The following is a 12651-nucleotide window of genomic DNA, read 5'->3' as shown; positions in this document are numbered from 1 at the left end:
GGGGCGACGCCCGGGGAACGGGGCGACGCCCGGGGCTCGCGCCGCGTCGGGCTCGCGCGACCGTGTGTGCCGGACGCGGCGACGTTCGGCTGCTCCACGGCAGGGAACTCCGTGCGGGCCGGTTCCCTAGGGCGCCCCGGGGCCGTCCGGGACGTCCTCGTGCCGGGCCCGGCTCGGCTGCACCCGCTTGGGCTCCCCGGGCATCTTCGGGTACTCCGGCGGGTACGGCAGGTCGCCCAGCCCGTGCTCGTGTTCGTCGCGCCGGGCGAGGTCGAGGAGCGCGTCGAGGGAGAACGCGTGGTCGTCCATGTCGGAGTGCACGTCGCCGAGTTCGGCGTAACGGGCGGGCATGGTCGCGATGTCGAAGTCACGCGGGCGGGCCGAGCCGACCTCCTCCCAGCGCAGCGGCGCCGAGACGGGGGCTTGCGGGTGGGGGCGCACGGAGTAGGCGGAGGCGATGGTGCGGTCGCGGGCGGTCTGGTTGTAGTCGAGGAAGACGCGCTCGCCGCGCTCCTCCTTCCACCACTTGATCGTCACCAGCTCCGGCATCCGGCGCTCCATCTCCCGGCCGACGGCGATGGCGGCGCGCCGGACCTGGGCGAAGGTCCAGCGGGGCCGGATCGGCACGAAGACATGCAGGCCACGGCCGCCAGAGGTCTTGGGCCAGCCCCTCAGTCCACCGAACTCGTCGAGGACCGCGCGCAGTTCGTGCGCCGCGCGGACCGCGTCGTCGAAGTCGGTGCCGGGCTGCGGGTCGAGGTCGATGCGCAGTTCGTCGGGCCGGTCGACGTCGGTGCGGCGCACCGGCCAGGGGTGGAAGGTGAGGGTGCCGTACTGGGCGGCCCACAGGACCGCCGCCTCCTCCGTCGGGCACATCTCGTCGGCGCTGCGTCCGCTGGGGAAGGTGATGTGCGCGGTGGGGATCCAGTCCGGCATGTTCTTCGGCGCCCGCTTCTGGAAGAAGGACTCCCCCGTCACTCCGTCGGGGTAGCGCTCCAGGGTGGTGGGGCGGTCGCGCAGAGCGCGCAGGATGCCGGGGGCGACCGCCTGGTAGTAACGGGCGAGGTCCAGCTTGGTGAAACCGCGCTCCGGGAAGAAGACCTTGTCCGGGCTGGACAGCCGTACCGTCCGTCCGGCTACTTCCAGTTCCACCGCATCGCCCATGCGAGCCACCGTAGACATACCGCCGACACCTCGCATCAGCACGCATCTCCGTACATACCGGGCGATCGATGCGCATCTCGCGCAGAATCAGAGCATGGATCTGCCGGTGATGCCGCCCGTGAAACCGATGCTCGCCAAGTCGGTGGCGGCCATCCCGCCGGGCATGCAGTACGAGGCGAAGTGGGACGGCTTCCGGGCGATCGTGTTCCGTGACGGGGACGAGGTCGAGCTCGGCAGCCGCACCGGAAAACCGCTGACCAGGTATTTTCCCGAGCTGGTGGAGGCGCTGCGGGAGCGGGTGCCGACGCGGTGCGTGCTGGACGGGGAGATCGTGATCGCCCGCGACGGGAGGCTCGACTTCGACGCACTCACGGAGCGCATCCATCCGGCGGCCTCCCGGGTGCGCACGCTCGCCGAGCGGACCCCAGCCTCCTTCGTGGCCTTCGACCTCTTGGCGCTGACCGACGCCTCGCTGCTGGACGTCCCGCTGACCGACCGGCGCGAGCTGCTGACCCGGGCCCTGGCCGGGGTGACGGCGCCCGTGCACCTGGCGCCGGCGACGACCGACGTCGAGGTGGCCCGGCAGTGGTTCGAGGAGTACGAGGGCGCGGGCCTCGACGGTGTGATCGCCAAACCGCTCACCCTGCGCTACCTCCAGGACGAGCGCGCCATGTTCAAGGTGAAACACGAACGCACCGCCGACGTCGTCGTCGCCGGGTACCGCTTCCACAAGAGCGGGCCGGTGGTGGGCTCACTGCTGCTGGGCCTGTACGACGACCGGGGCGTGCTGCAGCATGTCGGCGTGTCCGCCGCGTTCACCATGAAGCGGCGGGCCGAGCTGGTCGAGGAACTGGAGCCGCTGCGCCTGGCGGACGCGGCCGAACACCCCTGGGCGGCCTGGTCGGAGGAGGCCGCCCACGAGACGGCGCGGCTGCCGGGCGCGCCGAGCCGCTGGTCGGGCAAGAAGGACCTGTCCTGGGTGCCGCTGCGGCCCGACCGGGTCGCCGAGGTGGCCTACGACCACATGGAGAACGGGGCGCGGTTTCGGCACACGGCCCGCTTCCGTCGCTGGCGCCCGGACCGCACCCCCCTCAGCTGCACGTACGAACAGCTGGAGGAGCCGGTCCGCTACGACCTGGCGGAGATCCTGGGCGGACCGGCCGCGGGCTGAACCGGCCCGCGGGCTGAACTCCCCTCCGCCGACGGCCGGTGCGATGGGCCGCCGACGGCAGGGGGGGCGGTGGGGCGGTCCGGCTCAGGGCCTCATCAGGACCTTGACCGCGCCGTCCTGCTTGCGCTGGAACATCTCGTACGCGTGCGGGGCGTCCGTGAGCGGCACGCGGTGGGTGGCGAAATCGTCGACGCCGAGGGGGTCCTCGTCTGTGAGGTACGGCAGGATCTCGTCGCTCCAGCGGCGCACGTTGGCCTGGCCCATCCGGATCTGGATCTGCTTGTCGAACATCGTGAGCATCGGCAGCGGATCGGCCATACCGCCGTAGACGCCGACCAGCGAGAGGGTGCCGCCGCGGCGCACCAGCTCGATGGCGGTGTGCAGGGCGGCGAGACGGTCGACGCTGAAGCGTTCCGCGAGCGGGCCGCTGATCTTCCGCGGCAGCAGGGCGGAGGCGTTCTGGATCATGCGGGCGGCCGCGCTGCCGTGCGCCTCGGTGCCGACCGCGTCGATCACGGCGTCGGGTCCGCGGCCGTCGGTCTCGTCCCGGATCGCGGCGACGAGCTCCTTCTCGCTGTCGAAGGTCCGCAGGTCGAAGGCCTCGACCCCACGCGCGCGGGCCCGGCGCAGCCGGTCGCCCACGAGGTCGACGCCGAAGACCCGGCCCGCCCCGCGCACCTGGGCGACCCGGCAGGCCATGTCGCCGATGGGGCCGAGGCCGAGCACGGCGACGCTGCCGCCTTCGGGGATGTCCGCGTAGGCGACCGCCTGCCAGGCGGTGGGCAGGACGTCGGAGAGGTAGACGAACCGGTCGTCGGGCGGGCCCTCGGGCACCTTGATGGGGCCGAACTGGGCCTGTGGCACCCGCAGATACTCGGCCTGCGCTCCGGGCACCGCACCGTACAGGCGGGTGTAGCCGAACAGGGCGGCGCCCATGCCCTCGCCGGTGACCTGGGTGGTCTCGCACTGGGTGGGCAGGCTGTTCAGGCACATCCAGCAGTTGCCGCAGGCGATCTGGAAGGGCACCACCACCCGGTCGCCGGCCCGGAGGTCGGGCACCCCGGCGCCGACCTCCTCGACGATGCCCATCGGCTCGTGCCCGAGGATGTCGCCGGGGGTCATGAACGGGGTGAGGACCTCGTAGAGGTGCAGGTCCGAGCCGCACAGTCCGCTGGACGTGACGCGGATGACGGCGTCCGTCGGTTCCTGGATCTCCGGATCGGGCACGGTGTCCACCCGCACATCGCGCTTGCCCTGCCAGGTCACTGCCTTCATCGTGCCGCGCTCCTTCCGCCGTCCGGTCGGTCCCCGGCAGGTCCCGGGGGTGTCCGGATCATGGCTGCGCCCCGGGTACCCGAGCGTCCCGCCCCGAACCGCCGGGGCCGCCCCGCGGGCCGCCCGGCGGGGTCGCCGACGGCCGGGAACGGCCTCGGATGACCACTGACGGCCACGCCGGAGGGCCCCGGACGGCCATGACGGAGAGCCGCGTACGGCCACGGATGGCCGGTCTCGAACGGACGAGCGCACAATCGAGACACGGAACGGGGGCGCCCATGACGGACACGAGTCGTTCGAGATGCGGGATACGCACGGGGCGCGCGCGCCGTCCGTCCACCGCGGCGACGGCGGTCGCGGCGGTGGCCGCCGCCCTGGCGGTCTCGCTCTCCGCCGCGGGCTGCACCTCGTCCGGCGGGTCCTCCCCGCCCGACGACGGCCGCAGCGCGTCGCAGAGCCCGAGCCCGACCGGCACCGGTACGGGTGCCGCCGTCGGCCCGGTGCTCGCCGTGAAGATCGACAACGCGCCGGACGCCCGACCGCAGACGGGCCTCGACTCGGCGGACATCGTGTACGCCGAGCAGGTCGAGGGCGGGCTGAGCCGTCTGATGGCGGTCTACGCGAGCAGGCTGCCGAAAGCCGTGGGACCGGTGCGCAGCGCCCGGGAGTCCGACCTGGAGCTGCTGCGGCAGTTCCAGCGGCCGGTGCTCGCGTTCTCCGGCGCACAGGGCAAGCTGCTGCCGCTGATCGACCGGGCGCCCTTGGACGCCGTGACGCCCGGGAAGAAGCCCGACGCCTACTTCCGGGGCGGGCCGCGCCCCGCGCCGCACAATCTGTACGTGCGCCCGGGCGTCCTGCTGCCCGCCGCGCCGGGAAGGGACGCGCTGACCACGGGCTTCCGCTTCGGCCCCGCGCCTGCCGGGGGCAGGGCGGAGACCTCGAGGACCGTGCGCTACCCGGCGGCCGGCTTCACGTTCACGTGGTCCGCGAGCCGGGCCCGCTGGCTGGTCTCGACGGACGGCAGGCCCACCGTGGCGACCGACGGACAGCAGTCGGCGCCGGCCACGGTGGTCGTGCAGTACGTGCGGGTGCGGACCTCGGGGTTCCACGACTTCCTCGGCAACAACACGCCGTACACCGAGACGGTGGGCTCGGGGAAGGCGGAGGTGCTGCGCGACGGGCGGGCCTACGACGTGAGCTGGAAGCGGCCGAAGGCCGAGAACGGCACGGAGTTCACCGCGGCCGACGGCAAGCCCGTCGCGTTCGCCGAGGGGCAGGTGTGGGTGGTGTTCGCGAAGGCGCCCTGAGCGGTCCCCTGCCGGGACGGCCACGCGCGAACAGCCGCATCACCGGAAACGTCCACGCGCGGACAGCCCCACGCCGGAACGGCCGGCACCGGCCGGAGGGGCGTCGGGCCCGGCCTGGCCGTCGGCCTCGGCCAGGTCCGAGGTCGGCCCGGGTGAGGTGGGCGATCGACTCCGGCCGGGGCCGGGTTCAGCCCTGGTCGACGAGGGGTTCGGCCGGGTTGCGCAGCCCCTCGGCCGCGTCCGAGACGCGCTGGATCAGTTCGAGGAACAGGGTCTGCTCCTCGGCCGACAGCGGGGAGAGGAAGACCTGGTTCATCCGGGCCGTGCGCACGGTCAGCTTGCGGTGGGTGCGCAGGCCGTCCTCGGTGAGCGCCAGCAGGAACCGGCGCCCGTCCTGCGGGTCTCGGACCTTGTCGAGGAGGGCCCGGCGGGTGAGCCGGCTGATCACCTCGGCGATGGTCGAACGGTCGAGGCCGACCCGCTCGCCCACCGTGCGCTGGTCGAGGCCCGGCTCGGCGACGAGCGCGTTGAGGACCGCGAACTGCGGCGAGGTGATCTCCTCGGAGACCATCGTGTTCCACAGCAGGTAGTGCGCCTGCTGCAGCCGCCGGGCCAGGTGCCCCGGGTGGCTGGTGAGGTCCACCGCGGCCATATGCGCTCCTCTGCTGGAATTCGTCGGTGCACTGAACGATACCGTTCGAAGGCGAGAGCGTCTCACCTCCCGGCGATGCGCTCCAGGACTCCTGCCTGGGGTCTTGACTGGCATGACCTCCGGTGGCAGCGTGTGGGAGATCCCGGAGAGATGCTCAGTGTCCTGATTATCTGGGTTCTGATCATCAGTGTCCCGAACGATGGGCCAGGGGCGCACACAAGAGATGGGGCTTCACGGATGGACAAGGTGGTCGCCACGGCCCTGGAGGCGGTGGCCGACGTGCCGGAGGGCGCGTCGCTGGCAGTGGGCGGTTTCGGCCTGAGCGGCGTGCCCGGCGTCCTCATCGGCGCCCTGTACGAGCGGGGGGTCACCGGGCTGTCGGTCGTCTCCAACAACTGCGGGGCGATGGAGTCGGGCCTCGCGGTCCTGCTGGCCGCCGGGCGGATCGCCCGGGTGACCGGTTCCTACATCGGCGCGAACAAGGAGTTCGCCCGCCAGTACCTGGCCGGGGAGCTGGAGGTGGAGCTGATCCCGCAGGGCACGCTGGCCGAGCGGCTGCGGGCCGGCGGCGCCGGCATCCCCGCCTTCTACACCCCGGCGGGCGTGGGCACGCAGGTCGCCGAGGGCGGGCTGCCGTGGCGTTACGACGGCTCGGGCGGCGTGGCGCTGGCCTCGCCGCCGAAGGAGGTCCGGGAGTTCGACGGGGTGGAGTACGTGCTGGAGCACGGCATCCGCACCGACTTCGCCCTGGTGCGGGCGGCGAAGGGCGATCGGCACGGCAACCTGGTCTTCAACAAGTCCGCCCGCAACTTCAACCCGCTCGCCGCGATGGCCGGACGCGTCACGATCGCGGAGGTCGAGGAGCTCGTGGAGCCCGGCGAGATCGACCCGGACGCGGTGCACCTGCCGGGCGTCTTCGTGCGGCGCGTGGTCGCGCTGACCCCGGAGCAGGCCCGCGACAAGAAGATCGAGCAGCGGACGGTGAGCAGCTGATGGCCTGGACACGTGAGCAGATGGCGGCCCGCGCCGCGCGCGAGCTGAAGGACGGGCAGTACGTCAACCTCGGCATCGGACTGCCGACGCTCATCCCCAACCACCTCCCCGCGGACGTCGAGGTGGTGCTGGAGAGCGAGAACGGCATCCTCGGCACCGGCCCCTACCCGGCCGAGGACGCGGTGGACCCCGACCTGATCAACGCGGGCAAGGAGACCGTGACGGTGCTGCCGGGCGCGTCCTTCTTCGACTCGGCGCTGTCCTTCGGGATGATCCGCGGCGGCCACATCGACGTCGCCGTGCTCGGCGCGATGCAGGTCTCCGAACACGGCGACCTGGCGAACTGGGCCGTCCCCGGCAAGATGATCACCGGCATCGGCGGGGCGATGGACCTGGTGCACGGGGCCCGCACGGTCATCGTCGTCATGACCCACACCGCCAAGGACGGCGGCCCCAAGATCCTGGCCGACTGCGCACTGCCCCTGACCGGCAAGCGCTGTGTGAACCGGATCATCACCGACCTCGGCGTGCTCGACGTGACCGAGGAGGGCCTGGTGCTGGTGGAGACCGCGCCCGGCGTCACCGTGGAGGAGATCGTGGCGAAGACCGCCGCGAAGGTTCGCATCAGCGAGGAGATCCGGTCATGACCCTCAAGGACGTCTACGTCGTCGACGCCGTACGCACCCCGGTCGGCCGTTACGGCGGCGCCCTGGCCTCGGTGCGCCCGGACGACCTCGCCGCCCACGCCGTCCGCGAGCTTCTCGCCCGCACTCCCGCGTTGGACGCCGGGCGCGTCGAGGACGTGTACTTCGGCAACGCCAACGGCGCCGGCGAGGAGAACCGCAACGTGGCCCGCATGGGCGCACTGCTCGCCGGCCTGCCCACCTCGGTGCCGGGTGTCACCGTCAACCGGCTGTGCGCGTCCGGCCTGGAGGCCGTGATCCAGGCGGCCCGCGCGATCGCGGTGGGCGACGCCTCCGTCGTCGTCGCGGGCGGGGTGGAGTCGATGACCCGCGCGCCCTACGTGCTGCCGAAGTCGGACCGGGCCTTCCCCGCCGGGCACGCCGAGCTGTACTCGACGACGCTGGGCTGGCGGATGGTCAACCCGCGGATGGACCCGCAATGGACGATCCCCCTGGGCGAATCGGCCGAGCTCATCGCCGACAAGCACCGGATCAGCCGGGCGCAGCAGGACGAGTTCGCCCTGGAAAGCCACCGCAAGGCGGCCGCCGCGCAGCGGGCGGGCCTCTTCGACGCCGAGCTCGCGCCCGTGCCGGTCCCGCGCCGCAAGGGCGACCCGGTCCTGTTCGACGCCGACGAATGCGTCCGCCCGGACGCCTCCCTGGAGGCGATGGGCAGACTGAAGCCGTCCTTCCGCACCCAGGACGGCACGGTGACGGCGGGCAACGCCTCCCCGCTGAACGACGGGGCCGCGGCCCTGCTGCTGGTGGACGAGGAGGGACTGCGCGCGACCGGCCGCGAGCCGCTCGCCCGGGTGTCCGCGACCGGCGTGTCGGCCATCGACCCGCAGTACTTCGGGCTCGCCCCCGTCGAGGCCGTCAACCGCGCACTCGCCAAGGCCGGACGCGGCTTCGACGACCTGTCGGTGCTCGAACTCAACGAGGCGTTCGCCGCACAGGTGCTGGGCTGCCTCGCCGAATGGCCCGAGTTCGACCCGGCCGTCCTCAACCCGCAGGGCGGCGCGATCGCCCTCGGCCACCCCCTCGGCGCCTCCGGCGCCCGCCTCGCCGGCACCGTCGCCCACCAGCTCGCCGCCAAGGGTTCGGGCGTCGGCGTCGCCACCCTGTGCATCGGCGTCGGCCAGGGTCTCGCCCTCGTCCTCGAACGATAGGAACCCCGGGAACTCCCATGACTCTCACGCAAGCCGACATCGACCGGGAGATCGCGGCCGAACACGCCGCCTACGAGAAGCGGCTCGCCGACGGCGGCCCCGTCGAGCACCAGCCGCGCCGCGACTACGCGCCGTACCGCTCGTCCGTCCTGCGGCATCCGAAGCAGCCTCTGGTCGCCATCGACGTCAGCAAGGATCCGGAGCTGGTGGAGCTGGCCTCGCCCGCCTTCGGCGAGCGGGACGTCACCGAGACCGACAACGACCTCACCCGGCAGCACCACGGCGAGCCGATCGGGGAACGGATCACCGTCTCCGGCCGGCTGCTGGACCGCGACGGGCGTCCGGTCCGCGGTCAGCTGGTCGAGATCTGGCAGGCCAACGCGGCCGGCCGTTACGCCCACCAGCGCGAGCAGCACGACGCGCCGCTGGACCCGAACTTCACGGGGGTCGGCCGCACCCTGACGGACGACAGCGGCTTCTACCACTTCACCACCGTCCAGCCGGGCCCCTACCCGTGGCGTCAGCACCTCAACGCCTGGCGGCCGGCACACATCCACTTCTCGCTGTTCGGCACGGCCTTCACCCAACGGCTCGTGACCCAGATGTACTTCCCGAGCGACCCGCTCTTCCCCTACGACCCGATCATCCAGTCGGTGACGGACGACACGGCCCGGCAGCGGCTGGTCGCCACCTACGACCACAGTCTGTCCGTGCCCGAGTTCTCGATGGGCTACCACTGGGACATCGTGCTCGACGGGCCGCGGGCCACCTGGATCGAAGAAGGACGCTGAGCCGCCATGACGAAGATCGACCCGAGCCGTCCGCAGACCGTGCTCCCCACTCCGTCGCACACCGTCGGCCCCTTCTACGGCCACGCCCTGCCGTTCCCCGGCGGCGGCGACATCGCCCCGCTCGGCCACCCGGACGCCATCGCCCTCCAGGGACGCGTGTACGACGGCGAGGGCGCCCCGCTGCCGGACGCGTTCCTGGAGCTGTGGGGCGCGGATCCCGACGGAGAGCTGCCGACGACCGACGGCTCGATGCGGCGCGACCCGGCGTCGGGCGGGTTCCTGGGCCGCAACGGCGTGGAGTTCACCGGCTGGGGCCGCGTCCAGACCGACGCCGACGGGCACTGGTCCGCGCGGACCCTGCGGCCCGGCGCGCGCGGCGCGAGCGCCCCGTATCTGAGCGTCTGCGTCTTCGCGCGCGGACTGCTGGTGCACCTGTTCACCCGGATCTACCTGCCCGGCGACGACGCGGCGCTCGCCGCCGACCCGTTGCTGCGGCGGGTGGACCCGGCACGACGCGACACGCTGATCGCGACGCGCGACCGGTCGGGGACCTACCGTTTCGACATCCGCCTTCAGGGCGAAGGCGAGACGGTCTTCCTGGAGTTCCAGTGACAGCAGCTCAGCCCGAGTCCGGTCTGCTCGCCCCGGGGTGGACCGGCTCCCCCGCCGCCCGCGCGACCGACGACGACGCCTATCTGCGGGCGCTGCTGGACGCGGAGGCGGCGCTGACCCGCGCCCAGGAAGCGGTGGGCGCGGCCCCGGAGGGGGCCGGAGCGGCGGTCACCGCGGCCGCGTGCGGCGACTTCGACGTCCGCTCCCTCGCCGAGCGGGCCCGCGGCGGCGGAAACCCGGTGATCCCGCTGATCGCCGATCTCACCGAGGCGGCCGGCGTCGAGTACGGCCCGTACGTGCACCGCGGCGCGACCAGCCAGGACATCATGGACACGGCGACGATGCTGGTCGCGGCGCGGACCCTCGACCCGGTGCTGGCCGACCTCGACCGCGTCCAGCGGGCCCTGGCCCGGCTCGCCGCCGAGCACCGGGACACCGCGATGCCCGGACGGACCCTCACCCAGCACGCCGTGCCGACCACCTTCGGGCTGAAGGCCGCCGGGTGGCGCTCACTGGTGCTGGACGCCCGCGACCGGATCACGGCCGTACGGGACTCCCTGCCCGCCCAGCTCGGCGGCGCGGCCGGGACGGCGGCCGCCTTCACGGCGTACGGCGTCGAGGACACGACCGCGCTCACGACGGCGTACGCCCGCGAACTCGGCCTCGTCGCACCGTTGTTGCCATGGCACACGCTGCGCACGCCCGTCGCCGACCTCGCCGCGTGCCTGGCCTTCACGGCGGGCGCGCTGGGCAAGCTCGCGACGGACGTCCTCACCCTGGCCCGGACCGAGATCTCCGAGATCGCCGAGGTCTCGGCGGGCGGTGGGGGCGGTTCCTCGGCCATGCCGCACAAGGCGAACCCGGTGCGCTCGACGCTGATCGCGGCGGCCGCCCGGCGGGCCCCGCAGCTCGCGGCCACGCTGTACGGCTCCCTGGTCGCGGAGGACGAGCGCCCCGCCGGGGCGTGGCACGCCGAGTGGGAGCCGCTCAGGGATCTGCTGCGGCTGGTCGGAGGGGCCGCCCGGGACGCGGCGGAGCTGACCGCGGGGCTGCGGGTGGACCCGGACCGGATGCGCTCCGGCCTCGGCCTCACCCACGGGCTGATCGTGTCCGAACGGCTGTCCGCCGAGCTGTCGGGCCTGCTCGGCCGCCCCCGGGCCAGACGACTCCTCACCGAGCTGTCCCGGCGGGCCTACGCCGAGAACCGTCCACTGGCCGAACTGCTCGCCCAGGAAGCCGACCTGAAGGACGTCGACCTCGACGAACTCACCGACCCCACCCGCTACACCGGCTCTGCCGGAGCCCTCACCGACCGTGCGCTGGAGCGACGTTGACCGAGAAGCTGCTCAACCACCACGCCGAAGGGCCGACTTCGGCGCCCCCGCTGCTGCTCGGCCCCTCGCTGGGCACCTCGTACGCCCTGTGGGACAAGGTCGCGCCCGAACTGTCCCTCACCCACCGGGTGATCCGCTGGGACCTGCCGGGGCACGGCGGTTCGGCCGCCGACCTGATCGGTCCCGGCGCCACCGTCGGCGATCTGGCCGACCTGGTGCTGGCCCTCGCCGACTCCCTCGGCCTGGAGCGGTTCGCCTACGCGGGAGTGTCCCTGGGCGGCGCGGTGGGGCTGCATCTCGCACTGCACCACCGCGAGCGGGTGTCGTCGCTGGCCGTGATCTGCTCCTCCGCCCACTTCAACGGACCGGGGCCGTGGGAGGAGCGGGCCGCGCTGGTCCGCCGCGAGGGACTGGCGGAACTCGCCCGGAACGCGAACGCCCGTTGGTTCACGCCCGGGTTCACCGCGCCCGAGCTGATCGCCGACCATCGCGCCGCCGACCCGGAGGCCTACGCCGCCTGTTGTGACGCGCTCGCCGCGTTCGATCTGCGCGAGCGGCTCCCGGAGATCGCCGTCCCGACCTTGCTGATCGCCGGGCGACAGGATCCGGCGACGCCGCCCGCGCATCTGCGGGAGATCGCGGACGCGGTGCCGGACGCCACGCTGGTCGAGCTCCCGGGCGCCTCGCATCTCGCGCCCGCCGAGTGCCCCGAGGCCGTCCTGACCGTGCTGCGGACCCATCTCGACGGCGGGGCCAAGCGGGGCATGGAGGTCCGGCGCCAGGTCCTCGGGGACGCGCATGTGGACCGCGCCCAGGCCGGGCAGACCGCGTTCACCGCGCGCTACCAGGACTTCATCTCCCGCTACGCCTGGGGCGAGATCTGGACCGACCCGACGCTCAGCCGCCGCGAACGCAGCATGATCACGCTGACCGCGCTGGTGGCGCACGGCCACTACGACGAACTGGCCATGCACGTCCGGGCGGCCCGGCGCAACGGGCTGACCCCGGACGACATCGGCGCCGTTCTCCTGCAGACGGCCGTCTACTGCGGCGTCCCGGCCGCGAACTCGGCGTTCGCCACAGCCCAGCGGGTACTGGCCGAGGAAGCCGCCCCGGACGTCCCGGAACCCACCCGGGACCCGACCGACTGAGCCGGGCGGACGGACACGGCCCGAACCGGCTGAGGCCGCAACCGACGGCACCGGAACGGGCGGGGCGGACGCGGCTGAGGCACGACCACCGGCCGACGGGCAACGGGCAACGGGCCGAGACAGCCCCCGGCCCTCGCCCGACATGCCGCGGCCCTCAACGCGGGGGCCTTCCCACGCCTCTGGCGAAACCGACCGAGCCCGCGGGCGCGGACACGGCCGACGACCGGCTGAGGCACGACCGGCCGGCGCAAGACGGCCGAGTCGGCCCCGCCCGGAAGCCGCCACCGCCCCGCTCGCCGACGGGCAGCTCGCCACGCCCGCCGTTACGGCCGGCGCACGACGGGCCGGG

General features: G+C 73.3%; 12 protein-coding genes. 9 read left to right on the top strand and 3 right to left on the bottom strand.

Translation table 11 applies throughout. The annotated features are described in order from the left end of the window. Positions 1 to 126: 126 nt before the first annotated feature. Positions 127 to 1164: a non-homologous end-joining DNA ligase gene (gene ligD / locus IE239_RS34825; protein WP_190153474.1), complete on the bottom strand. Its 1038-nt coding sequence runs from the start codon at positions 1162 to 1164 to the stop codon at positions 127 to 129. 94 nt (positions 1165 to 1258) lie between these two features. Between ligD and IE239_RS34820 the strand changes: the two genes are divergently transcribed. Further along, positions 1259 to 2335: an ATP-dependent DNA ligase gene (locus IE239_RS34820; protein WP_190153473.1), complete on the top strand. Its 1077-nt coding sequence runs from the start codon at positions 1259 to 1261 to the stop codon at positions 2333 to 2335. Positions 2336 to 2419: 84 nt separating this feature from the next. Here IE239_RS34820 and IE239_RS34815 read toward each other — a convergent pair whose 3' ends face one another. Next, positions 2420 to 3610, bottom strand: coding sequence for a zinc-dependent alcohol dehydrogenase (locus tag IE239_RS34815; RefSeq protein WP_190153472.1), 1191 nt, complete (start codon positions 3608 to 3610; stop codon positions 2420 to 2422). A 278-nt stretch (positions 3611 to 3888) separates the two neighbouring features. Here IE239_RS34815 and IE239_RS34810 point away from each other — a divergent pair, with 278 nt between their 5' ends. Continuing rightward, positions 3889 to 4917 carry a DUF3048 domain-containing protein gene (locus IE239_RS34810; RefSeq protein ID WP_190153471.1) on the top strand — a complete coding sequence of 343 codons (1029 nt, stop codon included), beginning with the start codon at positions 3889 to 3891 and terminating at the stop codon, positions 4915 to 4917. A gap of 187 nt (positions 4918 to 5104) precedes the next feature. Here the strand turns inward: IE239_RS34810 and IE239_RS34805 are convergent, their stop codons facing one another. Further along, a complete protein-coding gene (locus tag IE239_RS34805) occupies positions 5105 to 5569 on the bottom strand; it encodes a MarR family winged helix-turn-helix transcriptional regulator (protein ID WP_190153470.1) in 465 nt (154 codons plus the stop codon). Positions 5570 to 5806: 237 nt separating this feature from the next. On the opposite strand from IE239_RS34805, the gene IE239_RS34800 reads away from it, so the two are divergent. Genes IE239_RS34800 through pcaDC form a run of 7 tightly spaced genes read left to right on the top strand, consistent with a single transcriptional unit; the run spans position 5807 to position 12302 of the window. Then, the gene (locus IE239_RS34800; RefSeq protein WP_190153469.1) at positions 5807 to 6562 is read left to right on the top strand and encodes a CoA transferase subunit A; all 756 of its coding nucleotides are present in this window, start codon (positions 5807 to 5809) and stop codon (positions 6560 to 6562) included. Further along, entirely contained in the window at positions 6562 to 7209 is a 648-nt protein-coding gene (locus IE239_RS34795; protein WP_190153468.1) for a CoA transferase subunit B, read from the top strand. Before IE239_RS34800 ends, IE239_RS34795 begins: the two co-directional genes overlap by 1 nt. Continuing rightward, positions 7206 to 8414 carry a thiolase family protein gene (locus IE239_RS34790; protein WP_190153467.1) on the top strand — a complete coding sequence of 403 codons (1209 nt, stop codon included), beginning with the start codon at positions 7206 to 7208 and terminating at the stop codon, positions 8412 to 8414. Before IE239_RS34795 ends, IE239_RS34790 begins: the two co-directional genes overlap by 4 nt. Positions 8415 to 8431: 17 nt before the next feature. After that, a complete protein-coding gene (gene pcaH, locus IE239_RS34785; RefSeq protein ID WP_190153466.1) occupies positions 8432 to 9205 on the top strand; it encodes a protocatechuate 3,4-dioxygenase subunit beta in 774 nt (257 codons plus the stop codon). A 6-nt stretch (positions 9206 to 9211) separates the two neighbouring features. Beyond that, positions 9212 to 9817, top strand: coding sequence for a protocatechuate 3,4-dioxygenase subunit alpha (pcaG, locus tag IE239_RS34780; RefSeq protein WP_190153465.1), 606 nt, complete (start codon positions 9212 to 9214; stop codon positions 9815 to 9817). After that, positions 9814 to 11151 (top strand): 3-carboxy-cis,cis-muconate cycloisomerase, encoded by a 1338-nt coding sequence (pcaB, locus tag IE239_RS34775; protein WP_190153464.1) that lies wholly within the window; start codon positions 9814 to 9816, stop codon positions 11149 to 11151. The genes pcaG and pcaB overlap by 4 nt, the downstream gene beginning before the upstream one ends. Continuing rightward, a complete protein-coding gene (gene pcaDC, locus IE239_RS34770) occupies positions 11148 to 12302 on the top strand; it encodes a bifunctional 3-oxoadipate enol-lactonase/4-carboxymuconolactone decarboxylase PcaDC (RefSeq protein ID WP_190153463.1) in 1155 nt (384 codons plus the stop codon). Before pcaB ends, pcaDC begins: the two co-directional genes overlap by 4 nt. Positions 12303 to 12651 lie beyond the last annotated feature (349 nt).

The organism is Streptomyces humidus (genome assembly GCF_014649655.1).
GTDB classification, from domain to species: Bacteria; Actinomycetota; Actinomycetes; order Streptomycetales; family Streptomycetaceae; genus Streptomyces; species Streptomyces humidus.
The sequence above is the reverse complement of the archived record's forward strand: the minus strand, read 5'-3'. Positions and strand labels throughout refer to the sequence as shown.